The 24,592-nt window shown below is 33.4% G+C and carries 20 protein-coding genes; 12 read left to right on the top strand and 8 right to left on the bottom strand.

Annotation, left to right across the window (positions count from 1 at the left end; translation table 11 throughout):
* Positions 1-6 precede the first annotated feature (6 nt).
* From FEF17_RS08615 to rlmB, 8 genes are all read left to right on the top strand, one after another.
* Positions 7-1,386, top strand: coding sequence for a SusD/RagB family nutrient-binding outer membrane lipoprotein (locus FEF17_RS08615; RefSeq protein ID WP_170180985.1), 1,380 nt, complete (start codon positions 7-9; stop codon positions 1,384-1,386).
* An 11-nt stretch (positions 1,387-1,397) separates the two neighbouring features.
* Positions 1,398-2,321, top strand: coding sequence for a hypothetical protein (locus tag FEF17_RS08610; RefSeq protein ID WP_139001929.1), 924 nt, complete (start codon positions 1,398-1,400; stop codon positions 2,319-2,321).
* Between the two features lie 456 nt (positions 2,322-2,777).
* On the top strand, positions 2,778-5,876 hold the full coding sequence (locus tag FEF17_RS08605) for a SusC/RagA family TonB-linked outer membrane protein (RefSeq protein WP_139001928.1): 3,099 nt from the start codon (positions 2,778-2,780) through the stop codon (positions 5,874-5,876).
* A 10-nt stretch (positions 5,877-5,886) separates the two neighbouring features.
* Positions 5,887-7,362 (top strand): RagB/SusD family nutrient uptake outer membrane protein, encoded by a 1,476-nt coding sequence (locus FEF17_RS08600; protein ID WP_170180984.1) that lies wholly within the window; start codon positions 5,887-5,889, stop codon positions 7,360-7,362.
* Positions 7,363-7,377: 15 nt separating this feature from the next.
* On the top strand, positions 7,378-8,271 hold the full coding sequence (locus FEF17_RS08595) for a hypothetical protein (RefSeq protein WP_139001926.1): 894 nt from the start codon (positions 7,378-7,380) through the stop codon (positions 8,269-8,271).
* Positions 8,272-8,282: 11 nt separating this feature from the next.
* Complete coding sequence (locus tag FEF17_RS08590) at positions 8,283-9,161, top strand: hypothetical protein (protein ID WP_139001925.1); 879 nt, start codon at positions 8,283-8,285, stop codon at positions 9,159-9,161.
* A 100-nt stretch (positions 9,162-9,261) separates the two neighbouring features.
* The gene (locus FEF17_RS08585) at positions 9,262-12,072 is read left to right on the top strand and encodes a T9SS type A sorting domain-containing protein (RefSeq protein ID WP_139001924.1); all 2,811 of its coding nucleotides are present in this window, start codon (positions 9,262-9,264) and stop codon (positions 12,070-12,072) included.
* A gap of 59 nt (positions 12,073-12,131) precedes the next feature.
* Positions 12,132-12,869 (top strand): 23S rRNA (guanosine(2251)-2'-O)-methyltransferase RlmB, encoded by a 738-nt coding sequence (gene rlmB / locus FEF17_RS08580; protein WP_139001923.1) that lies wholly within the window; start codon positions 12,132-12,134, stop codon positions 12,867-12,869.
* A gap of 8 nt (positions 12,870-12,877) precedes the next feature.
* Here the strand turns inward: rlmB and FEF17_RS08575 are convergent, their stop codons facing one another.
* Positions 12,878-14,158, bottom strand: coding sequence for an aryl-sulfate sulfotransferase (locus FEF17_RS08575; RefSeq protein WP_139001922.1), 1,281 nt, complete (start codon positions 14,156-14,158; stop codon positions 12,878-12,880).
* Positions 14,159-14,231: 73 nt separating this feature from the next.
* Positions 14,232-14,963, bottom strand: a complete 732-nt coding sequence (locus FEF17_RS08570) for a rhomboid family intramembrane serine protease (RefSeq protein WP_139001921.1) — start codon at positions 14,961-14,963, stop codon at positions 14,232-14,234.
* Between the two features lie 133 nt (positions 14,964-15,096).
* Between FEF17_RS08570 and FEF17_RS08565 the strand changes: the two genes are divergently transcribed.
* Positions 15,097-16,380, top strand: coding sequence for a replication-associated recombination protein A (locus FEF17_RS08565; RefSeq protein WP_139001920.1), 1,284 nt, complete (start codon positions 15,097-15,099; stop codon positions 16,378-16,380).
* 14 nt (positions 16,381-16,394) lie between these two features.
* Here FEF17_RS08565 and FEF17_RS08560 read toward each other — a convergent pair whose 3' ends face one another.
* The 4 genes from FEF17_RS08560 to radC all read right to left on the bottom strand — a co-directional run bounded on the left by FEF17_RS08560 (position 16,395) and on the right by radC (position 20,026).
* A complete protein-coding gene (locus FEF17_RS08560; RefSeq protein ID WP_139001919.1) occupies positions 16,395-17,276 on the bottom strand; it encodes a hypothetical protein in 882 nt (293 codons plus the stop codon).
* Between the two features lie 71 nt (positions 17,277-17,347).
* Positions 17,348-18,037 carry a YjjG family noncanonical pyrimidine nucleotidase gene (locus tag FEF17_RS08555; RefSeq protein ID WP_139001918.1) on the bottom strand — a complete coding sequence of 230 codons (690 nt, stop codon included), beginning with the start codon at positions 18,035-18,037 and terminating at the stop codon, positions 17,348-17,350.
* Positions 18,027-19,328 (bottom strand): DUF7033 domain-containing protein, encoded by a 1,302-nt coding sequence (locus tag FEF17_RS08550; RefSeq protein WP_139001917.1) that lies wholly within the window; start codon positions 19,326-19,328, stop codon positions 18,027-18,029. Before FEF17_RS08550 ends, FEF17_RS08555 begins: the two co-directional genes overlap by 11 nt.
* Positions 19,328-20,026, bottom strand: a complete 699-nt coding sequence (gene radC, locus FEF17_RS08545) for a RadC family protein (RefSeq protein WP_139001916.1) — start codon at positions 20,024-20,026, stop codon at positions 19,328-19,330. The genes FEF17_RS08550 and radC overlap by 1 nt, the downstream gene beginning before the upstream one ends.
* Positions 20,027-20,075: 49 nt before the next feature.
* On the opposite strand from radC, the gene FEF17_RS08540 reads away from it, so the two are divergent.
* From FEF17_RS08540 to FEF17_RS08530, 3 genes are read left to right on the top strand one after another with little or no spacing between them, the layout of a single operon-like run.
* Positions 20,076-20,519 carry a DUF1569 domain-containing protein gene (locus FEF17_RS08540; protein WP_139001915.1) on the top strand — a complete coding sequence of 148 codons (444 nt, stop codon included), beginning with the start codon at positions 20,076-20,078 and terminating at the stop codon, positions 20,517-20,519.
* Positions 20,520-20,525: 6 nt separating this feature from the next.
* Complete coding sequence (locus FEF17_RS08535; protein ID WP_139001914.1) at positions 20,526-21,119, top strand: FMN-binding negative transcriptional regulator; 594 nt, start codon at positions 20,526-20,528, stop codon at positions 21,117-21,119.
* A gap of 43 nt (positions 21,120-21,162) precedes the next feature.
* Entirely contained in the window at positions 21,163-22,053 is an 891-nt protein-coding gene (locus FEF17_RS08530) for a dienelactone hydrolase family protein (RefSeq protein WP_139001913.1), read from the top strand.
* 37 nt (positions 22,054-22,090) lie between these two features.
* Here the strand turns inward: FEF17_RS08530 and FEF17_RS08525 are convergent, their stop codons facing one another.
* Positions 22,091-23,446, bottom strand: a complete 1,356-nt coding sequence (locus FEF17_RS08525) for a UDP-N-acetylmuramate--L-alanine ligase (protein WP_139001912.1) — start codon at positions 23,444-23,446, stop codon at positions 22,091-22,093.
* A gap of 101 nt (positions 23,447-23,547) precedes the next feature.
* Positions 23,548-24,465 (bottom strand): tetratricopeptide repeat protein, encoded by a 918-nt coding sequence (locus tag FEF17_RS08520; protein ID WP_246046812.1) that lies wholly within the window; start codon positions 24,463-24,465, stop codon positions 23,548-23,550.
* Between the last annotated feature and the right edge of the window lie 127 nt (positions 24,466-24,592).

Genomic DNA, 24,592 nt, shown 5'->3' with positions numbered 1-24,592 from the left:
TTCACTTTGAGTTCTATATACTCATGTGACAATACGTTAGATATAAATACAGATCCGCTTGCCGCGACATCTGCAGACCCTAATGCAGTATTACCATTTGTGTTTGGCGAATATTCTGCTAGGAAAGTTTCAGAACTAGGGACGAGAATTTGTGACGTATCGCAATATATATCAAATACTTTTAATAGTCCTAATAGAGGTGCCGTTAGTGGAACTCTTTCAGGAAATACTTGGGGTGTTTGGTATGTTAGTATGCTTGGTAACCTGTCATTAGTAAAAGCTGATGCAGCAGCTGCAGGCCCTACTAGTAATAATGTAAATGCAATTGCCACAGCTTTAATGGCAAATACATTTCTTGAATTAACGTGTATTTGGGAAAAAGTTCCTTATACAGAAGCATTAGATGGGGCTAATTTTCCAGCACCAAATTTTGATGATCAAGAAGTTGTTTTAAATGGTGTTGTAGACCTTTGTGATGAAGCTATTGCGCTTATTGACGCTCATAGCACTGAGGGACAATTTAGCATTACACCTTCAAGTGATATGTTCTACGGAGGTGATTTATCTAAATGGAAAATTTTTACTAATTCATTAAAATTACGTGCCTTAATGCTACTTAGAAGTGGTGGTGCCAATGTTGATTCTCAAATTACAGCGGTATTGGGTGAAGAGTTAATGACGTCTAATAGTCAAGCTGCGTTTGTCCCTTATGCAGGTGGCCCTGGTGCTCAAAGTGCAATGCTTGGTATTATTACAGCGTTTTTTGGACCTGATAATGAAAGTCAAAATATATTTGGCCCTGGTGACCCAATAGACGAACTTTTAAATGGGTCAGGTGATCCTCGTTGGGATTTATGGGTAGCTAGAAATGATTTAGATCCACCTGGTAATGATGTTTTTCCAGATCCAGAGACTTCTGTATTAAGTAATAATATAATTAGGGGTGACCTTCCAGATGTTTTAATGAATCCAAGCGAAATAGATTTATATAAAGCGGAATTAGCTTTAGATGGTTTTGCAAGTGCTGGTTCAGCAGAAACAAATTACAAAAATGGTATAAGAAATTCAATTAAATGGTGGGGTCAAGATATCCCAGGTGTATTAGCACTAGCTACCGATGCCGACATTGATACTTATGTTGATGGATTATCTGCGCCAACTATGGATGATATTTATAACCAGCAATACTTAGCTGCATTTAATCAACCTGTTCTAGCTTGGAATCATGTAAGAAGGAATAAAATCCCTGTATTATCTCCACCACCGGGCTCTAGTATTTCAACAATATTAAAAAGATTTACATATCCGCCTGATGAAATTGGAAATAACCCAAGTACACCAGCAAATGTACAGACAGACGTACCAATGTGGTTTGAAAACTTATAAAAAAAAAGAAAATGAAAAAAATAGTTTATATATTATTTAGTATACTTTTAACAGGCTTTTATGCTTGTGAGACAGACTATGATGCCGCAGACCAAGGTATAACATTGGAAGAACTTCCTAAGTATGTTGCTTTTAGTGTTTCAGGTGTTGTTACAACTATTGATGACATTGATGTGTCTGAGGCCGATGGAGATACAGACGATGAAATTAATGTTGAAATCCCAGGAGGAACTACTAGCGATGTTACAGTAAATTTTGCTTTTAGTGGTACTGCCGTATACGGAACAGATTTTACTGTAGATGGTGGAACTAGTGCTGGAGGTAGTATTACAATTAAATATGATAATACTCCTAATATTGATGGACTACCATTTAATGCTGACTTAGTAGTTAATTTGTTAAAAGATGATTTACAGGACGGAAATAAAACCTTAATTATCACTTTAACCTCTGCATCAAACGCTGATGGTGAAATAGCTGTTGGCCGCGCAGGTACAGATTTATTAAAAACTGTAACAATTAATATTTCTGATGTTGATTGTGGCGATGTTGCAGGAGTTTATGATGTAACCGGTACTATTCTCGTGGATGATTTTGGTTCTGGTCCATACGCCTACACTGATCAAATAGCTTTAGCAGATTGTTCAACTGAAGGAGAGTATCTTATTTCTGATATTACAGGTGGGCTTTATACAAATGATTATGCAACTTCATATGGTGTAGATCCGGCTTCTGCTGTTATCGAATTTGATCCAACTATGGATGGTCCAGTTACATGGAGTGATGTTTCTGATCAATTTGATGGAGAAGTTTTAGAAGACCCATTAGCTGCGGAGCCAAGTAATTATGATGCCACTAATGGGATTATAACAATTTATTGGACAGCCACTGCTTATGGTGAACGTGGTATTACTGTATATACTATACAACCATAATCAATAAAATTAAAATATTTAAAACCTCGGTATTGTTATACCGAGGTTTTATTTTTATAATCTATATTGTTTGTAACATTTACATTTAAAGAATTTTATCTCAATAAAAGATTAATAAAGAATAACTATTTTAATAAAAATAGCCTAGAGGTTAGTTATTTCTTAAATTAAAATCTGGTAAAAAAACCCCATTAGTTCTTAATTAGTTGAAGAAATAGATATATTCCTTTGAAGTAAAAATCAAATTACATTACCTTATCCTTCGCCAAAGGCATTAAATAAAATTACTTAAATAGATCTGCATATTACCTTCTAAAAAACACAATAATTCGAAGTTATTTATTAATTTTTAGCATTAATTTTATCACTTTTGTAATTAATTTTAAGTTCTTTCTTTGTTTTATTAACTTTTTTTTAAGATTTTTGAGATTGACTAATTTTATAATAATTATAACTATGAAAAGAAAGTTTAGTGGAATGCTAACGCTATTTCTAGCGTTGGTCGTGCAATTAACATTTGCACAAGAAAAGACAATTTCAGGTACCGTTACAGATGAAATTGGGCTTCCTTTACCTGGAACAACTGTTTTGCTCAAAGGAACATCTTCAGGTACATCTTCAGATTTTGATGGTAATTATTCAATAAAAGCAAATACAGGGCAAGTCCTTGTTTTTAGTTTTATTGGCTACACAAATCAAGAAGTTACTGTAGGGAGTTCAAATACAATTAATATTGTATTACAAGAGAGCACTTCTTCGTTAGAAGAGGTTGTTGTAACTGCCTATGGTGGAGTATCTACTTTAAGGGCGAGTGCAGCTGCTGTATCAACTGTACAGGCAGTAATTTTAGAAGATAGAGCCAATGCCTCTGCCATACAAAATCTTCAAGGACAAGTTGCCGGTTTAAATATTGCAACGGGTACTGGACAACCCGGAGCGGATTCGCTTATTATCTTAAGGGGTCCTGGATCTATTAATGGTAATATTGAACCTCTATTTATTGTTGATGGAATTGCAGTTGATGAAGACAACTTTAGAAGTATAAATCCAAATGACATTGCAACTTATTCGGTATTAAAAGATGCGGCAGCAGCTAATATTTATGGTAATAGAGCAGCGAATGGTGCAATAGTTATTACAACAAAGAGAGGGAATTTTAACGAAGCATTAAAATTTCAATATACTTCAACTTATGGTTACAACGAATTACAGGATCAACCCTTTGAATTGATGAATACATCAGAAATTTTAAACTTCCAGCGTACTTATGATGAAGGAAGAGGGGCAGGTCTAACTAATAGCGAAATAGCTACAATAGCGCGTCAAGTAAACACCAGTTGGACAGACATTTTCTTTAGAAAAGGAACCACATCTTCTCATGATCTAGCTATTACATCTGGAGGAGAAAATTCTTCTAATTATACTTCCCTTCAATATTTCGAACAAGACGGTATTTTTATAGGATCAGAATTTCAACGTTTTACTATTAGAAATAACTTTAATGGTAAGTCTAGTGATGATAAATTTAACTATAGCATGAACGTTTCTCTAGGTTTTTCTGAGACTAATGAATTAGATAATGCAGGATCTGGAAATACATTTTTTAATCCTTTTAGTGCCGCATTGCAAGGCCTACCTTATTTAAGTCCTTTTGATGCCGATGGATCTCTAACTAGAGATGGCGGAATACAACCAGGAGACATAACGGCTTTATTAGCTGCAGGAGCAACAAATTTCCCCTATGTACTATTAAATAGTATAAGTTTTAATACAGATAAAGAAGAAGAAATTAAAATTCTAGCTTCTTTTAATGCGAACTGGAACTTTGCTGAAAATTTAACAGCTGGTGTTCAAATGGGTGCTGATCTTGGAACTGAAAGAAGAACAGAAATTTTACATCCCGAATCCATTTTAGGACCATTTCAATCAGATTTTTCGGTTGATGCTCAATTTGGAGGAGTTCAAGAAGAATATTACACCAGAGACTTTAGATTTAATATTGTAAACTCTATAGGGTATGCAAATACATTTGGTGAAGTTCATGATTTTGATGCTACTGCCTATTTTGAATATGTAAAAGGACACTTTGATGGTTTTAACTTTAGACAAGAAGGTATCGATCCAAGATTAGTTGGGACTGGTGCTGGTTTAATTGCAGGCAGAACAACAGAAGAAATTGATGGTGAAACGGTAAACCCTTATATCCCAACTGTCGGTAGGACAGATTTAAATGTAGGAAACTTATCTATTTTTGGAACTTTAAATTATACGTATAATAACAAATATGGATTTTCTGCTTCCATAAGAAGAGACAATTCTTTTAGATTTGTTGAAGAAAATAAATGGGGAACATTTTACTCTGTTGCAGCAAGATGGAATATTGATGAAGAGAGCTTCATGGATAACACGGCTTTTAATCTCTTAAAATTAAGAGCGTCTCATGGTGTATCAGGAAATGATAGAATTGGATCTGGTTACTACTCATCACTAGACGATACCAGAGAGTTATTTGGTACAGGACTTAGTTACAACGGAAGCAATGGTACCTTTCCTAATCAGAGAGCGAATGTTACATTAAGATGGGAAGAAACAACTCAAACCAACATAGGTATAGACTTTGGTCTTTGGAAAAATAAATTTAGTGGTGCTATTGATGTATATGAAAAAACAACAGATGACCTTTTTCAAAGTGATAGAATTTCTGCTATTAATGGCCAAGGAACCATTAGCTCTAATATAGGCTCTATGGTTAATAAAGGAATTGAACTGGATTTAAAATATACTATTATTCAGAATAAAGATTGGAATGTTTCGGTATTTGCAAACGGTTCTTATAACAAAAATGAAGTAGAACAGTTACCTCCATCTACAGATGGGCTTGTAAATTTAGGAGGTTCTACTGCAACTGGTGAAGGAGAACCATTAGGGTCCTTCTATTTGGTAAGATATGCAGGTGTTAATCCTTCAAATGGTAATCCGTTGTTTTATACAGCAGACAATCAACTTACTGAAACATTAACTGATGATGATAGAGTATTTACTGGTAAATCCATTTATCCTGTTTGGCAAGGAGGGTTTGGAGCTTCGATTAGATATAAAGGTTTTGAGCTTAGTAACCAGTGGTCTTTTGTAGCAGATATATATAGAAATAATTTAGATTTTGCTGATTTAGAAGAAGGGTCACAAGGGTCTGTAGAAAATGGTAGAAACAGATCGGTTTCTTTATTTAATGCTTGGGAGAATATAGGTGACATAACCCATATTCCTCGTATAAATTCTTCACTGGGTAGTGTTGATTATATTAATCAAACAGATAGGTATTTAGAAGATGCTTCTTTTTTAAGACTTAGAAATATAACTTTAGGCTATGTCCTACCACGAAAGTTTTTAGAAAACATACCAATTACTGGTTTTAGAGTTTATGTACAGGGTGAAAATTTATTGACTTTTACCAAATACCGAGGTTGGGATCCAGAATCTAACTTTAGAACAACGGATAGAGGTCAATTCCCAACCCCTAAGATATATACATTTGGAGCAACAATAAACTTTTAAAAAAATGAAAATGAAAACATATAAATTTTTTACAACAATTTTTAGCTCTATGGTTTTATTGTTAGCCATGTCTTGTAGCGATGCTACCGATATTGTGCAAGATGGTGAGCTAAATGAAGCTGCTGCAATAAAGGATGTTGTAGACCTTCAAAGTGCACTTAATAGCGTTTATTCATCTTATGGCCCTGATTTTGGTGGTAATGGTTCTGGAGATGTTATTTATTTTAATGCTATTTTTACCGATAACTTAAAATCTGGTGTTGCTAATAATGGACAAGGGTCTCAAGCCTATGGTTTTTTAGTTGATATTAGTGGTAATTCTATTTCAGAATTTTTATGGCCAAATCGTTACTTAACAATTTTTAGAGCAAATATTGCTCTTAATGCCTTAAATAATTTAACAATAGAATCAACTGATCTTGATGAAGCAAATCATATTAAAGGGCAACTATTGGCTTTAAGAGCTCTAGCCCACTTTGATTTATTTCAATACTTTACATCAGATTATCAAAATGACGCGGCTTTATCTATTATTAATGTAGATTTTATTCCTACGATAGCAGATCAATTTGAGAGAAATACAGTTGCCGAAACTCTAGCTTTTATAAAAGCAGATTTAAACGAAGCTGCAACTTTACTAGATCCAAATAACTCAACAAGTGCTAATCCAATTTTTATTAATAACGATTTTATTGATGCTCTTAAAGTTAACATTGCCTTATTGGAAGGTGATAATAGTTCGACTATTATGAATCTAGCAGAAAGTTTGCTTGCTAAATATCCTTTGGCAAATCAAACTGAGTATTTTAATATATTTTCCGATGACAGTAATGCAGAGGTTATTTTTAAGTTATCGCGAGTAAATGGAACAAATGGTATTGGAGATTTATTCTACTTTAATCAGGTAGATCCAGACGATGCCTATTTAGAAGCTTCTAACGAACTTTATAACGAATTATCTGAGGTACCAAATGATATTCGCTTTTTTACAAATATAGATAGTCAAAGTAATTTTATTGCCACTAACGACCCTGATAATTTATTGCTAATTGGGAAATATCCTGGCTCAGGTGATGGACTTCAAATTAATGATATTAAAGTTATGCGTTCTGCGGAAATATTATTGATAAAAGCAGAAATGGAAGCTCGAAATAACATGCTCGTGGAAGCAGCTACATCTATTCAAGATTTAAGGACTGCGAGAGTAGGTACTCCACAGCCTTTACCAGTATATACTAATTTAAATGATGCCTTAGTAGATATTTTAAAAGAGAGAAGAAAAGAACTTTGCTTTGAAGGACAGCGTTTTTTAGACTTAAAACGTCTTGGAGGAGAACTTAATATAGGTGTTGATAGACTAAGTGTAGACTGTGAGTCGTTTGAAGCTCCATGTAATTTAGAAGCTAATAATTTTAGATTCACATTAGGTATTCCTCAATCTGAATTAAATGGTAACAGAGTTATCACGCAGAATTCTGGATATTAATTAAAAAAAATAATTATGAAAAATATATATAAACTTATTTTTTCTTTAGTATTAATTACAGGCTTTTATTCCTGTGATGAAACTGTAGAACCAACCATTTATAACGGGGATGAGAGCACGAATAGAACATTTCTTTCTTTTCCAGCAACAATTGTTAACCTACCAGTCGCAATTGATGCTACAGGAAGTGTTACTCTTACTTTAAATTCAAGTACTAAATCTTCAACAGATCGTACTTTTAATATTAATTTAGTTAATGAAGCAGATATTGAGGAAGGTGACGATTCACCTTTTACAACGGCAAACCCTTTAACATTTTCATTACCATCTACTTTAACAATTCCTGCAGATTCCTATCAAGCATCCATAACTATTATGGGGATGGATAATAATTTGGTTGAGCCAGCTAGTAAGCAAATTGTATTTAAACTAGAAGGTTTAAGTGCAAATGATGATATGGATACAAATCAAGTAATTGTAAATATTTTTGAAGTATGTCCTATTGTTGCAGATTTTAGCGGTAGTTATCTTATGGAACAAGTTACTCCTATTAATCCTTGCGATGGAGTTCAGTTTTTTGAAAATCAAATAGTAGAAATCGCTTCAACTGGCGATACCTCTCGTTCCTTCAGCGCCATTTATTTAGAAGGTATTAGCGCTTCTTTTCCATTACTTAGAATAGACTTTTCTTTGGTTTGTAATGAGGTTATAGTTAATGTTACCGATACTGGTTTAGGATGTTCAGGAGGGACAACACCTCCTATTAATGTAGGACCAGCTGCTACGCCATCTACATACATAGCAACTGAAGATTCTGTTTTCGAAGTTACTATAAATGAATATTTTTCAGAAGATGCTGAATGTGGATGTACACCATACGATACAACTTTTAGATTTACAAAACAATAACACTTAATATTATGAAACATATATATAAAATATTTTTATTCTTAGCTGTTATCGTTTCCTTTAACAGTTGTGACAATAGTGAAGGTGATAATGAAGGTAAGTTTGATGCCTTTCCTGAAACTGGATGGGTTGAGTTTAATTCAAGTTCAGAGCTTAGTTTCTCTTTATTAGATTTTGATTTATCAGAAGCTGTTATAGTTCCCCTTGAAATTGATGTTCAAGTACCTGTTAATCCTACAGATTTAATAATAAACTATAGTTTAGTTTCAGTTTCTGGAGCTGATCCAAATTCAATTTTTAGCAACTCAGGCAAGGTGATTGCAGAAGCTGGAAAATCTAGTTTTCAAGGTAACTACTACCCCGTTTTAGAATTAGATTTAAAAGAGGCTGCAAGTATTACTGAAATATTAATTTTTGATGTCGTACTAAACTCTACTAGCAGAGCAGAAGTGACTGCAGGAGTTTCCGGAGGAAATAGATTAACGTCTGTTCGTATCGAAATTTGCCCATTGTTTACAGAATTTAAAGGCACTTTTTCTGTTACCGAAAACTTTATTGAAGGTAGTCCATTTGCAGGTTCCCCGCTAGGAAGCTTTTTTGGAGAAAGTTACCAAGTTGAGATAGCGTCATTGACAGATACCAGGTTCCTTATTACAGCCAGCTCGGGGTTTGACTCTTTCCTTTGGCCGGATACAGTTATGACTTTAGGAGATTGTGAAACTGGCCCCGTAAGTTTTGATGATGCTATTGATCCAGTAAGTCCAGTAATTGCTTTTTTCAGGTTGATGACTGTAGAATCAGCATCACTCGATTATGTTAATAAAACAATTACCTGTACTGGTGTATTAGGTGAATTCGGTCCTTATCAATTTGTTCTAACAAAATTATAGAGATATTCAATAAATGTATATTAAAAAAGTCAGCTGGAACCAGCTGACTTTTTTTTTTTAATTTCATTATCTTTAGAAAAAAATAATTGTTCCTAAAAAAATGAAAAAAACAAAACTAGTTCTCCTAAGTTTCTCGAGTATCCTTTTAGTTACCATAGTACTCTTAAATCTAAGAGAAATACAACAAAAATCTGATATAGATTTAAGAGAACTTCACCAAAAACATTTAGAACATAGTCCTTTTACAAATACGGGGGATTTAACTAAACAAGAACGTCATGAAGCGGGCCTTCCTCCAAATAGATATTACGAACGCTTATGGGAATTAACATTAGACCCAAGTACAGGTAGACCCATGCCCGAAAGGTTGATCGATATTCAAAATACACTGAGAAGCCAAAGAAAAAGTACTGCAAAAGGTGTTGGAGGAGATAATGATAATGCCTGGGTAGAGCGTGGACCAAATAATGTTGGAGGTAGAACAAGAGGTATTATGTTCGATCCTAACGATGTAGGTAACCCAGATCCTAACGACGACTATACGCGTGTTTTCGCTGGTGGTGTTTCTGGTGGGTTATGGGTTAATGAAGATATTACAGACTCAAATTCTTCATGGACATTGGTTCCTGGGATTGATGAAACTATATCGGTTAATGTAATTATTTCAGATCCCAACGATTCTGATGTTTTCTATATTGGCTCTGGCGAATCTTATGTTTTCGGAGATGCTGTTGGTAGAGGGATTTGGAAGTCTATTGATGGTGGTGCTACTTGGAATAATATTTTTGGCGGCTACATAGATAACGATGGAGGACAGGATATTGAAGGTGTTTTTTACATAAACGACTTGGTTGCAAGAGATGTTGGTGCGACTACTGAGTTGTATGCTGCTGTTGCTGGTAACTTCTATAAATTTTCTGATAATCCTAATCAATTTCATGGCCTTCAAGACCAAGGGCTTTATAAATCTATCAATGGTGGTGCTTCTTGGACACGATTTAACATTACCGAATCTAATGGAACATTCTCTAACCCTTGCGATATAGAGCTAGACCTAAATAATAATATATGGTTTACGACCACAAGAAGTTATTATGGATTTGATGGTGGTAAAATATACAAATCTACTAACGGGACTACTTTTACATTGGAGCACACCATTTCTAATGCCAGAAGGACAGAATTAGAACCATCTAGCTTGGATGCTAATAAATTTTGGATAGCCGCAGATGTACCAGGTCCAACTGCAAATGATGGAAGAGATGTAGATCTTTTTATTACTACAAACGCCTTTGGGATAGTTGCCAACATGCTTGAGCCAAATGATGCGGATAACGATATAAGTAGCACCGACTATGCCAGAGAACAAGCCTTTTATAATCTATTAATTGAAGCTGACGCCAATGACAATTTAATTGTTGGCGGTATTAATTTGTTTAGAACCAGTAATGATGGTGTCAATTGGTCGCAAATATCAAAATGGTCAAACAACCCAGGCTTAAATACTCTTAATGTCTCATTAATAGGTCCCGACCAGCATGCGGCTATACAGAGACCTGGTGCTGGAAATACCAATAAATTTGTTTTTGGTAATGACAATGGCGTGTATTACACGGATAATATTAATGCATTTGCATCTTCTAACGCAATTACCTCAAGGAACGAAAACTATATTACCTCACAATTCTACTATGGTGATATTAGCAATACAGACCTTACGGGAGGAACACAGGATAATGGGACCTTATTAGCCACGTCTGCATCCAATGGGACCAACAGTTTTGTAGACCCATTTGGCGGTGATGGCGGCTATACCGAGATTGATGATAGTAGAACCTATATGATACAAAGTTACCCGCGAAATACGCATCGCTATATAAGCTATCCATCTCTTGCAACTAGTTATACTATATCAACTCCAGAGGATGCTGTTAATGATGTAGATAGAGGCGATTTTATTAATCAAGCCGAGTTAGATGAAAACTTGAATATCTTGTATACCAATGCTTCTACTTCTAATCCTGATAATTTTGTTATTGAAAGAATTTCTAATTTCACTTCTGGTTCTGGCAATGTTGTAAATGACTTTTTGACTAATAATTTTATGGACGCACGTCCCACAGCCTTGAAGGTTTCGCCTCATACTACGAGTTCTACAACATTACTAATTGGATTAGAAAATGGCAAAGTATTACAAGTAAAAACAGCAGATACGTCACCTAACTGGCTAAACTTACCTAACATTAATCCTATTGGTGAATTTACAGGTAGTGTATCAGATTTAGCCTATGGCATAGACGAAACAGAAATTTTTGTGACCATTCATAATTATGGTGTTACAAGTATATGGTTTTCGGATGACAGTGGAGCCTCTTGGGTATCCATAGAAGGCAACCTTCCAGATTTACCTGTTAAATGTATTTTACAAAATCCATTACTCCCAAGTGAGTTAATAATTGGAACAGAACTTGGCGTGTGGTCAACTTCAGATTATACAGTTACCAACCCTGTTTGGCAAACCGCCTATAATGGTATGAGTGATGTAACTGTTTTAGATCTTGACCTAAGACCTAGCGATAATACAATTTTAGCAACCACCCATGGTCGTGGTTTATTTACGAGTCAATTTACCTCCGTGCCTTTATCGGTTAATGAGAATCAAGATGTTAGTGCCTCAGTAAAGGTATATCCAACAATTTCTAATGGCGACATTACTATCTCTACTTCTCTTAACTTAGGCAAAAGTAAGTTGCAAGTATTTAATATTTCTGGCAAAGAAGTTTTTAATACAGATATTGATTTAAATGCTAATACGCAGAAAATTAATTTAACTTCATTTTCGTCTGGTTTATATTTAATTAAAATAAATAAGAACAATCTAAATATTACTAAAAAAATAATTCTTAAGTAGTTGTATCTATAAACTAAAAACCACCTTTTTCAAGGTGGTTTTTTTATACCTTTACCCCAATGGAAAACCAAACACAAATATTCGGTATAAGAGCCATTATAGAAGCTATTAATGCTGGAGAAACCATAGATAAAGTTTTTTTACAAAAAGGGCTAAAAGGTGAGTTATTCGCGGAATTAGAAGCTGTTTTAAGAAAGAATTCAATCAATTCTTCTTATGTACCAGTTGAAAAATTAAATAGACTTACCAAAAAGAACCATCAAGGTGCTGTGGCCCAAATATCGCCTATCGGTTTTCATAACATGGAAGAACTTGTTTTAAGTGTTATAGAATCTGGTAAAACACCCTTGTTCTTATTACTTGACCAATTAAGCGATGTTCGTAATTTTGGAGCTATTATTCGAACAGCAGAGTGTACGGGTGTTAATGGTATAATTATTCAAAAAAAAGGTGGTGCACCTGTAAATGGAGACACTATTAAAACAAGTGCAGGAGCAGTTTTTAAAATACCTATTTGTAAAGTAGACCATATTAAAGATGCCGTATTCTTCATGCAGGCATCAGGCATTAAAGTAATTGCTGCTACCGAAAAAACTAGTGAGATATTGTACGATATATCATTTAATGAACCCTGTGCCATTATTATGGGTTCGGAAGGTCGAGGTATTAATCCATCAACTTTGAAAGTTGTGGATGCTAAAGTGAAACTCCCATTACTAGGTGATATAGAATCTCTTAATGTGTCAGTGGCTTGTGGCGCTTTTTTATATGAAGTCGTTAGGCAAAGGCAAAGCTAATATTTAGATTAAAGGTTCAAATTAATGATTTCCGAATCAGTCAAAAAATAATTATAAGCTCTCCAAAATCTTCCTGAACCGTTGTATTTCCAAACAACTTCTTTTTCAGGTGTAACTTCCCAAAATCCATAGTCACCTTCACAAATTAAGGTATTACCATTTTTAAGCCTTACTGCACCAGATATGCGACTATTAAACAAAGCTGAGTCAGTAAATCGCCATACTTCCTCTGGCTCATTATTAGAGTCTGGGTTAAGCTGAAAATCATTTGGCATTTTAAATTCATGAACTATAGACTGCCCCTCTGCAGTATTGTTATTAAAAACCAATATATTACCTGCACCAGGTTCATCAGACTCCAAAAAATTTGGAAAGTGGTTATTATCAAACAATCTTGTACCAAAAGTATTGTTATAAGCTTCAGGGTTTCCAAACCTATAAATTAAATCACCACCTTTATTATAATTACCTCCTTCATGTGATGAAGCTTCTATGGTTGTTGTGGAATGATCAATAACCCAAACTTCACTATAAAAATTAACGCTTAAATAAATTAAATCCTTATTTAAATCATAATCTATACCATTTGCATGCATTAAATCTCCATCTTCCCTTATATTATAATTATGGTTAATAAGTTGTGGGTTGTCTTTTACAATTCCAAAATTAGGAAGATCGCTATCTGTATCTTGTATTATATGATCTTTTGTATGCCATTCCCAAACTATTTTATTCGTGTTTGGGTCAACTTCAATTAGTGACTCAGTAAAAACATCAAAAGTAACATCTATTCCCATAGCCTTAGCCTCTTCAGCCAAGATACGTTCCCATGCCATAATTAAAATATTCCCACTTGGAAGCATTTCTACATCGTGGTGGGCCAATAAATTATCTGAATAATAATTAAATTCCCAATCAATAGAACCATCAATATTAATAATCCTAACTATACCTCCAAAACCACCAAAAAAGAAACTAAGATTACTAGCTTTAAATATTCCTAATAGTTTTCCACTTGGTAATAATTCTAAATCATTACCTAAACCAATATCGAAATCCCAACTTTTTAGAATTTCACCCTTTTTATTAACTAAATAAGAAGACTTTCCTGCGTTAACAACTGCTAAAACCAAACTATTCTCAATTCCTTCTAACTCGAATAATTCTACCTCTTCTGCTAGAACAACTTCTTCTTCTGGTTCATCAATTATAGTAAAATCATCGTTACTACGACAGGATATACTTAAAAGAATACTAATTAATAAACATACTATACAATACTTTTTCATTTTTATTTATAAAGCTAACAAAACAATTTTATAACTAGTACATAAGTCATTAAATTAGTTATGGCCAATAATTTTAATCTTTATTTTTTTTTAAGGTATAAATAACATCAATTTGCTCTTCTTCAGATTCGGTTTGAATCTGGGTTTTTTCAATAAAATTACCATCAGCATCAAAATGCTTTAAAAATGGATCGTCATCTTCATTGTAATTCTCCTCTTCCCACACATATTTTTTTGGCTTAGCAATTTCCTTTCGAAAATATACGGCGAATAATATACCAACAATAAGACCTGATAAATGCCCTTCCCAAGAAATCCCCTTTTCAATAGGTATGGTATACCAAATCATACTGCCATAAAGAAAAACCACCAATAAAGATAAAGCTATAAGCCTATAATGCTTTGCTAAAACACCCTTGAAAAAAGTAAAACTTACAAGCACGTAAATTAAACCACTCGCTCCAATATGGTATGAAGGTCTTCCAATACACCATGTTAAAAATCCCGAAAAAACTATTCCTATTAAAATGACTTTCCATGCAATTGGTCTGTAGAAGTAAAACAAAGCCATAGAGAGCACGAATAAAGGAATGGAATTATGATAAATATGTTGGATGTCTCCATGTATAAAAGGACTTAAAATTATGCCTCTTAAGCCTTTTAAGGATTGAGGGTAAATACCATATTTACTAAAATTATAGCCAAAACGAACTTCGAACCAAAAAATTAACCAAATAATTAGTACAAATAAAATAGGGTATGCTAATACTCCAGTTGAAAATTTAAAATGCTCTTGATGTTTCATGCAGATTAAATATAGCAAATAGTTAACCAAGTTAATAATTGATGCAATATTGTCAGTAATGAAATAATCTATGGACAAAGGAAAACTAATTTCTGACTAGAGCAAAGCAAAAAATTTAAAGTATTTTTACTTTATGAATTTAAATGAACCGTTAGCAGAACGTTTAAGGCCAAAATCCTTAAAAGATTATGTAAGTCAATCGCATTTGGTAGGCAAAGATGGTGCATTAACGCGACATATTGAGCAAGGACTAATTCCCTCTATGATTTTCTGGGGGCCTCCAGGTACAGGTAAAACAACTTTAGCAAATATAATTGCTACAGAATCTGGAAGACCATTTTATACCCTAAGCGCCATTAATTCTGGAGTTAAAGATATTCGTGAGGTTATTGAGAAAGCGAAACAAAGTGGTGGATTATTTACAACCAAAAACCCCATTCTGTTTATTGATGAAATACACCGCTTTAGTAAATCGCAGCAAGATTCCTTATTACAAGCAGTTGAAAAAGGCTGGATAACCCTTATTGGGGCAACTACCGAAAATCCGAGTTTCGAGGTTATCTCTGCACTTCTATCGCGCTGTCAGGTTTACATATTGAATGCCTTTGATAAAAAAGATTTAGAAACCCTTTTAAAGCGTTCTATTGAAAAAGACGAAAATATTTCTAAAAAGAAAATAACATTACAAGAAACAAGTGCACTTTTACGGCTTTCTGGTGGTGACGCACGAAAATTATTGAATATTTTTGAGCTTATTGTTAATGCTTTCGATTCTGACGACATCATTATAACAGATAAAGCTGTTCTACAAAAAGTTCAGAATAACACAGTTCATTATGATAAAACAGGAGAACAGCATTACGACATTATTTCGGCTTTTATAAAATCTATAAGAGGTAGCGACCCAAATGCTGCTGTATATTGGCTTGCAAGAATGATAGAAGGCGGAGAAGATGTTAAATTTATTGCACGCCGATTATTAATTTTAGCTAGTGAAGATATAGGAAATGCTAATCCTACCGCCTTAGTTATAGCAAATAACACCTTTCAAGCAGTATCAACAATTGGTTATCCTGAATCCAGGATTATTTTAAGCCAATGTGCAACTTATTTAGCGTGTTCTCCAAAAAGTAATGCGGCATACTTGGCTATAAGTAAAGCACAGCAGCTTGTTAAACAAACAGGTGTTTTATCTGTACCATTAGAAATTAGAAATGCTCCTACAAAATTGATGAAAGAAATTGGTTATGGTGACAACTATAAATATGCGCATAATTACGACCTAAATTTTGCAAGCCAAGAGTTTATGCCAAAGGATATTATAAATACAACTTTATACGAACCCGGTAATAATTCTAGAGAAAATGCACAACGTGATTTTTTAAAATTACGTTGGAAAGATAAATATGGCTATTAATTCTTGTTCCTATTCTAAAACTTTATGTTAAGAGTTTCTTGCTTCAAAACATTATTTGAATAATACTCTAGTACCCATTCATCATCTTTTTTGTAAAGAATAGCACTTTTACCCTCTATTAGGAAAGTATTATTAAGACCTGTTGCCTTAATTTTATAGACTACTTTAGGAGAACTGTCAACCAATTGAAAGCCATTATCAATTTCTTGAGCATATAACACATTTGATACTAATTTTTCACTAAAAGGTTTATTGACTTTAACTTCCTTTATAGGCTCCTTTTTTACTTCTTTAGCAATGGACAGCGGTTCAGAAATTTTTGGCTCAGGCTTTGCAACATTTATAACTTTTTCTTTTTTAAGATTTTTAATTTCCGCTTTTAATTGTTGAATCTCTTCGACTACCTTATTATTATCTTTAAGCTTAGGACTTGGATCTGCGGATGCTATAAGGTTTTCATTAGGTTTGTAACTGTAATTCAGCGCTTCAACCGACTGAAAAGCATCTCTTAAAGCCAAATTATATGCAGTTTTATATACTTTTTCCCTACTCTCTCCTATTATGGAAGTGAACACTACTTTATCATTACAATCCTTAAGTTCAATTTTTAATTTAGTTTTAAACATGCCAGGCTCTTTTAAGACATCCGATTCTAATGCCAAACATCTATTAACCATTAAATCATCGGGATACTCGCTACCTTCTAAAACAGCTTTAAAACCATACTTATTAAATAAAAACTTAGTTAAAGAATTTAATTGATATTTATCATTTTCATTTAAAAAGTCAAACTTTACAGGGACAATTACATATTTATAATTATTCAAATTTGCTTGAGAAAAGAGAGGTGCAGTTAAGAAACATATTATAAGCACTGAAAATAGTCTAGTCATCATTTTACTAATATTGTTATTTTATTCTTTTGTAAATATAGTCTTTTTGAAGTTTTATTTTTTAAGCTATTCAGTTATAAAAACTTCTTTAATTGAATTAAATTGTTGACACTTCTTAAGTTCTTATCTACGTTTTTATCATTTACATCAAAAAAAACGGTATCCATACCCACGTTTTGAGCACCAATTATATCTGCTTCATAACTATCACCTATCATGATGCTTTGATCCATAACCGCATTAGCCTTATCTATTGCATAATGAAAAATTTTAGGATTGGGTTTTTTTACGCCAACCATTTCCGAATTAGTAACCGTTTTAAAATATTTCGAAATACCGGAATTATTAAGTTTCTTGTGCTGTACTTCATCAAATCCGTTCGTAATAATATGTAAATTATATTTCAAACTTAAATAATCTAATATTTCAAAAGTATTTTCGAATAAATAGTTAAAAGTAGAGAGATGCGTTATATAGTCCTCTGATAACTTAATAACTAAAGATTTATCAAATTCCATTCCCACAGCTAAAAAAGCTTCATTAAGCCTTACAAAACGTAAGGATTTTTTATCTATTTTATCTTCCCTGTAAAGTCTCCAATACTTTAAATTTATAGGAACATAATACTCTAAAAACTTGTCGGTATTAATATCTAGATTATTTAGTTTGAAAATTTTGTCAAAAGTAAAAGCAGAATTTTTATCAAAATCCCACAGGGTATGATCAAGATCAAAGAAAACATCAGTTATACCATTAACCTTCATTCGCAGAACCTAATATTATATTAAACAATTCCTTAAATCCGTTCCAATGTTGTAAGTTACTAAAGGTGTAATTATGAAATACTGGGACAAATTGTCCATTAACCTTTTTTACTTCAGAAATAACTTCATTCAAAGTCTTTTTTTTATCTAAAAAGGATTTATTTTTTAACAAGGCATAATCCATAATGTGATAGGAATTTATTTTTAGTGGCGTTTGGGTTTCAAAATCTAAATCGTAAAATAAAAATGGTGTACAAGATCCAGCTCTAAACCCAATATGATTGGGGTAGCCCATAGTATAGTCTTCTTTGATTTCAAGTTCGACAAGGTTTCTATATGATTCTGGAAAATTTAATTTAGAATATGAATTACGAGAAGCAATTAACGACGAATTAATTATGGCTTCCATTTTCCCCTTTTCTTTTTTTAAAAGCAAATTGTTTTCTAAAGCAAAATAGGAAATTTTCAACCCAACGTGACAATAATCACCAACATGTTTAATTAAAGATTTGAAATTCTTTTTATTAACATTAATTCCTTTGTCGTAAGTAGAAAACGCTCCAATTAAAAAGAAAAATAAAAACTTATATTTTGTCTGTTTCTGTTTATTTATAATGTATTTATAGGTGTCGTAAGGATCATGTTTTAGAGAGAATAACACAGCATATCTATTATATAAACGTTTTAACTTTAATCCAAAAAGGTCCTTTAAAGTTCCTCCAAAAGTTCTCATAATACCTTTTAGTCTAAAATTATATGCCGATGGCACATCTATAATTGGTTTAATGGAATAAGCTCGTTCTGGAAAAACAAAGTCAGGATAAAGTTCTCTGAGAATAGCTTTAAATTTATAGGCCCAAATATCGACTACTGGTTGGTGTAAAAAACCATGTTTATAAGCAATACTTTCGGTTGCTATAAATCTGCCAAACTCATCCTTTACTTGCGGTAGATATTCCTCATACCTTGCCAATAAATAAAACGAAGCTGCGAAAATATCGAAAGGCATGGTACTCTTTTCTCCATTGTAAAAAAAGCATTTAGTATTCTCCCACTGGTGCACGTTTATTTCTATGTCAGACAAGCCTTGTTCGTATAGAATCTCATGACTTTTAACAAAAAACTCATTACCTAATTGTTGCCTAGTATAAGACATTTTTAATCCATCGTGCGCAATAAACTCCTCTACTTTAGTGGTGAAGTCTACTTTAAAACCAAGTACTCTGGTACAAATATGTTTAAAGACATATTTTAATCTGGGCGATATTTTATGAGTATAAACTAAAAGCATTAGAGAATGGAGTCATCGGCAAAACTAAAATATGCCTTTTCGGTTACAATTAGGTGATCTAATACTTTTATATCTATACTTTGTGCAGCCAATTTCAATTTTTGAGTAATCTGTTTATCTGCTTCACTTGGTTTTAAAGTACCTGATGGATGATTATGAGCCACTATTAATCCAGTTGCTCCAACCTCTAGAGCATTTTTTAATACCAATCGAACATCAACCAATGTACCTGAAATTCCTCCCTTACTCAATTGATTTTTTTGAATAACCTTATTAGAGTTATTTAAATAGATAATCCAAAATTCTTCATGCTGAAGCTCACCAATTATAGGTTGCATCAACTCAAAAACCGATAAACTAGAGGTTATTTTACTTTTTTCAAGTGCCTCTTCTCCCCTACGTCTTCTTCCCAATTCTAAGGCTGCAGCAATTGTAATTGCTTTTGCTTCTCCTATCCCTTTAAAGGTCATGAGTTGCTTTATGGATAACTTTCCGAGTTCGCTCAAATTATTATCTACACTAGCCAAAATACGTTTGCATAGGGCTACAGCACTTTCATCTCTATTTCCCGATCCTATTAAAATAGCGACTAATTCTGCATCGCTTAATGATGCTTTACCTTTATATAGAAGTTTCTCTCTAGGCTGGTCGTCTTGCGACCAATTTTTAATAGAAAAGGAGCTTGGTTTTTCTTGCATTGGTTAAAGATAAATATTGTAAATTTCAGAAGCAATAAAATTTAATCAGATGAAATCTATCTTTAATGATGACTCCTTTAATGAACTTTTAAACCGTGTTGAAAGGCTTAATAAAGATTCAGCTCCAAAATGGGGTAAAATGTCTGTAGCACAAATGGTTTGGCATTGCCAAGGACCACTTAATATTATTTTGGAGAAGAACGATTATGGTATGAAACCCAGCTTATTGGCTAAACTCTTTTTTAAGAAATCATTGTATAACGATACCCCTTGGAGAAAGGGGCTACCCACAGCCAAATTTCTAAAAACCAAGGAATATAAAGAATTCGATAAAGAAAAAGATGTTCTGGTTTCATTAATGAATGAATTATACACTCAAAGAAACAAAGAAGAATGGAAAGCGCATCCTGCCTTTGGGTATTTCACTAAAGACCAATGGGGACAAATGCAATACAAACACTTAGATCATCATTTAAGACAATTTGGTGTTTAAAAACTTATGAAATATCCACCGCCACATCATCAAGACAACAACCTCGATCATATGATTGAGGTTATTAAAACCTATCCACTTGCTACGGTTATTTCAGTGGAAAATAATGAGCCAATCATAACACATCTACCCTTAATATTAAACGATGCAGGGAAACTTATTGGACACATCGACATTTATAATTCGCAAGCTCAATTACTTAAGGATAATAAAAAGATTACCATTATTTTTACTGGACCACAATGCTATATATCGCCAAGTGTTTATAGCACTACGCAACTACCTACTTGGAACTATATTAAGGTACACATAAAAGGAACCGTAAAAGCCATTGATAGTAAAGAAGCTTTGAAAAAATCTTTAATAACCATGACCGAATTTCTTGAAACTCCAGATCATAAATATGTTTTAGATCCAGATAATAAGCGAATGGAAGGTAATTTAGACTACATTAAAATGTTCGAAATTACCATTGATAGTTGGGAAGGGAAATTTAAACTCTCACAAGACAAAAGACCAAAGGACATTGAACTTGCTCGAACTGAATTGATTCGCGCTAACCAAGCAAGTATTGTAGCATTTTTAGAGAAGGTGTTTTAAGATTTTGTAAATTAGTGTTAATTAACTATCTAAATCTTTTAACATGAAACCTTTAAAAAAAGAAGATATTAAGCAAGAAGTCTTTGATCTTTACGATGATTATGCTCACAATAAGTTAAACCGGAGACAATTTGCAGAGAAATTATCTTTATACGCTATTGGCGGAGTAACTATCTCCTCTCTATTAAGTTTTATGTCTCCTAATTATGTTGATAGCATATTAGTAAAACCCAATGACCCAACATTAGATTCAGGTTTTATAACCTTTGAATCTCCAAAGGGTGGTGGAACTATTAAAGGTTTACTATCTATGCCAAAGGATGCCACAAAAAAGCTTCCTGGTGTTATTGTGGTTCATGAAAATAGAGGGCTTAACCCCTACATTGAAGACGTTGGAAGACGAACAGCAAAAGAAGGATTTATAAGTTTAGCACCCGACGCGTTATCACCCCTAGGTGGTTACCCTGGAAATGATGATGATGGCAGAGCGTTACAGAAAAAAAGAGATAGAAATGAAATGATTGAAGACTTTATAGCGGCCTATAATTATCTTAAATCACATGATGATTGTAATGGCAATGTTGGTGTAGTTGGATTCTGTTTTGGTGGTTGGATTTCTAATATGATGGCGGTACGTTTACCCGATTTAGGAGCGGCTGTACCCTATTATGGCAGACAACCATCTGATGAAGATGCAGTTAAAATAAAAGCACCTCTCCTACTACAATATGGCGAACTAGATAAGCGAGTAAATGCCGGTTGGCCAGCTTTTGAAGCTATATTAAAAGCTAATAATATTGAGTATCAAGCTTATATTTATCCCGATGTAAATCATGGCTTTCATAACAATACCACACCAAGGTTTAATAAACCAGCTGCTGATTTGTCTTGGGAAAGAACTATTACCTTTTTTAAGAAACACCTAAGGGACTAACCATTACACTGCCTTCATTATGCAATGTTTTGAATAATTATTTTATTAGTCTTCTAACCTCATCAAAATCCAAACCACCATAGTTTCCAGAACTCATTAAAAGCAATGCTTTATTATCGAATTTTCCCGAAAAGAGAAATTTTTTAAAATCATCTGGGTTGGTGAAGATAATTAAATCGTCCCGTTCAAAAGCAGTGGCTATTTGCTGGTGGGTGACTTCTTCAAGTTTTTTAATTTCAACAGCATCGGGTGAATAAAAAACAACACCAACATCGGCTTCATCTAAGGAGCCTTTATATTCTTTCAAAAATTTAGCATTTAAACTGCTGTAAGTATGCAGTTCTAAACAGGCTACTAAAGTTCTGTCTTTATATTGCTCTTTCACCGCCTTAGTGGTTGCCTTCACTTTACTCGGTGAATGTGCGAAATCTTTATAAGCAACACTTGTATCACTCTCGGCAATTTTTTCAAGTCGCTTGCTAGCTCCTTTAAAAGTGGCAATAGCTTCATAAAAATCATCTTCATCAATCCCCATGTGCTGGCAAATCCATTTTGCACCAGCCAAATTATTAAGGTTGTGTTCGCCAAAAATTTCAATTGGTAATTCGCCTTCAGGTGTTTCTAATAGTGTTTGTCCATTTTCAACAGAATACGCAGGAGTATTATAAGGTATTTTCCTAATAGCATTTTCACTAGCTTCTACAACTCGCTTTACTTCTTCATCCTCTTCATTGTAATTTATACTTCCCCCAGAAACAATAGAATCTACAAAAATACTAAACTGTTCTATGTAATTTTCATAGGTTGGAAACACATTTATATGATCCCAAGCAATCCCACTTAACAACGCAATATTCGGCTTATATAAATGAAATTTTGGGCGTCTATCAATTGGAGAACTTAAATATTCATCACCTTCTAAAACTATAAAGTCGTTATCCTCTGTTAGTTTTACCATCACATCAAAACCTTCCAATTGTGCACCTACCATATAATCTACATCTTTATCGTGATAATGCATTACATGAAGAATCATGGAAGTAATTGTCGTTTTACCATGACTTCCACCAATTACAACTCTAGTTTTATGTTTGGACTGTTCATATAAAAATTCCGGATAACTATAAATCTTCAGATCTAATTCTTGTGCTTTTAATAATTCGGGATTATTTGCTTTAGCATGCATACCTAAAACAATAGCATCTACACTAGGTGTTATTTTTTCTGGATACCAACCAAATTTTTCTGGTAATAAGCCTTTGGCTTCCAAACGAGATTTTGAGGGATCGAAAATGGTATCATCACTTCCTGTTACCATGTATCCTTTATTGTGTAATGCTATGGCCAAATTGTGCATAGCGGCACCACCAATAGCGATAAAATGTACATTCATAAAACAAATATCTACTTATAAGTTTAAAGTTCAAAGTTTAAAGTTTAAAAGTTTAGATATGGCAAAAGGATAGCTTGAAAGCTAGATGAAAAGATGAAATCCTAAAGACTTAAAATCAATTCTTTTTGCTCCTTAAATGGTTTTATTTCTGGAAGTTCAGCTAAAGCCAGGTCAATATATTTTAATGCTTCTAATTTATTGTTTTGATGCATATGTATTTGTGCCAATCGATAATGTGCCCAAGCCATTGGAACACCATCCTTTAACGAATAATTCTTGAGATAGGTTTTTAAACAACGTTCTCCTTTTTGTAATTGAATGTTATATTCTGCAGATATTTTTCCTATTTGATAATGTAACGCATTACGCTCATGCCTTTTCTGTGCAGCTTCAATGTTGGCTATCGCCTTCTCCGGAGCATCTTCATTCTCGTATAAATCGGTAAGCTTTTGAAAACAAGTAAGTGACCCACCTTCTTTAATAGCCATTTTATAATATTTCTCAGCAAGTTCTAGTTTGTCATCATACTCATAAATATAGCCTTTGGCAAGGTAACCATCTACTTTAGATATATTCTGAAGCTCATTAGCATACTTGAGGGATTTGGTTTTACTTCCTCCTACGATACCCGGTAATTGCATATATAATTCAACTAATGCCCATCTTACCTCAATATGATTAGGATCTAAATTAGCCGATTTTATAAGTGCATCTTTAGCGTCTCCAATTAATCCAAGTGCTCTTAATTTACTAATAGATTTTGCTTTCAAGGCTAGGACACCACCATACTTAAACTGATAGTTAGCATTTTTTGGCTGCACTTCAATTAGGCTTTCATAAGTATTTATAGCTTCGTCCCATTTTTCTTGATGAAAATAGGCATGTCCCAGTAACTCAATTCCTTCTAAATCCTTTGGGTATGACTGCAAATATCCTTTAATATACTGCTCTGCTTTGTTATACTGTTTTTTCTTAAATAAGGCATCGGCTCCATCAAGATTTGGTTGACAGATAGCCATAATTGGACATAGTATAAAAAACAAAAATTTCTTCATAGCAAATAAGTAGAAAGCACAAAAATAAGATTTCGAAACCAAATTTTATTAATAACGCCGAAAAGTTAACTTCTATTTTAGATTTAAAACA

The organism is Hyunsoonleella aestuarii (genome assembly GCF_006148925.1).
Taxonomy (GTDB): Bacteria; Bacteroidota; Bacteroidia; order Flavobacteriales; family Flavobacteriaceae; genus Algibacter_D; species Algibacter_D aestuarii.
The sequence above is the reverse complement of the archived record's forward strand: the minus strand, read 5'-3'. Positions and strand labels throughout refer to the sequence as shown.

Coding starts and splice junctions, on each gene's coding strand:
- FEF17_RS08525 (WP_139001912.1), bottom strand. CDS start 23,446: ATGAATGTACATTTTATCGCTATTGGTGGTGCCGCTATGCACAATTTG.
- FEF17_RS08575 (WP_139001922.1), bottom strand. CDS start 14,158: ATGAAAAAGTATTGTATAGTATGTTTATTAATTAGTATTCTTTTAAGT.
- FEF17_RS08595 (WP_139001926.1), top strand. CDS start 7,378: ATGAAAAATATATATAAACTTATTTTTTCTTTAGTATTAATTACAGGC.
- radC (WP_139001916.1), bottom strand. CDS start 20,026: ATGCAAGAAAAACCAAGCTCCTTTTCTATTAAAAATTGGTCGCAAGAC.
- FEF17_RS08605 (WP_139001928.1), top strand. CDS start 2,778: ATGAAAAGAAAGTTTAGTGGAATGCTAACGCTATTTCTAGCGTTGGTC.
- FEF17_RS08560 (WP_139001919.1), bottom strand. CDS start 17,276: ATGATGACTAGACTATTTTCAGTGCTTATAATATGTTTCTTAACTGCA.
- FEF17_RS08610 (WP_139001929.1), top strand. CDS start 1,398: ATGAAAAAAATAGTTTATATATTATTTAGTATACTTTTAACAGGCTTT.
- FEF17_RS08590 (WP_139001925.1), top strand. CDS start 8,283: ATGAAACATATATATAAAATATTTTTATTCTTAGCTGTTATCGTTTCC.
- FEF17_RS08585 (WP_139001924.1), top strand. CDS start 9,262: ATGAAAAAAACAAAACTAGTTCTCCTAAGTTTCTCGAGTATCCTTTTA.
- FEF17_RS08530 (WP_139001913.1), top strand. CDS start 21,163: ATGAAACCTTTAAAAAAAGAAGATATTAAGCAAGAAGTCTTTGATCTT.
- FEF17_RS08520 (WP_246046812.1), bottom strand. CDS start 24,465: ATGGCTATCTGTCAACCAAATCTTGATGGAGCCGATGCCTTATTTAAG.
- FEF17_RS08570 (WP_139001921.1), bottom strand. CDS start 14,963: ATGAAACATCAAGAGCATTTTAAATTTTCAACTGGAGTATTAGCATAC.
- FEF17_RS08540 (WP_139001915.1), top strand. CDS start 20,076: ATGAAATCTATCTTTAATGATGACTCCTTTAATGAACTTTTAAACCGT.
- FEF17_RS08600 (WP_170180984.1), top strand. CDS start 5,887: ATGAAAACATATAAATTTTTTACAACAATTTTTAGCTCTATGGTTTTA.
- FEF17_RS08550 (WP_139001917.1), bottom strand. CDS start 19,328: ATGCTTTTAGTTTATACTCATAAAATATCGCCCAGATTAAAATATGTC.
- FEF17_RS08535 (WP_139001914.1), top strand. CDS start 20,526: ATGAAATATCCACCGCCACATCATCAAGACAACAACCTCGATCATATG.
- rlmB (WP_139001923.1), top strand. CDS start 12,132: ATGGAAAACCAAACACAAATATTCGGTATAAGAGCCATTATAGAAGCT.
- FEF17_RS08555 (WP_139001918.1), bottom strand. CDS start 18,037: ATGAAGGTTAATGGTATAACTGATGTTTTCTTTGATCTTGATCATACC.
- FEF17_RS08565 (WP_139001920.1), top strand. CDS start 15,097: ATGAATTTAAATGAACCGTTAGCAGAACGTTTAAGGCCAAAATCCTTA.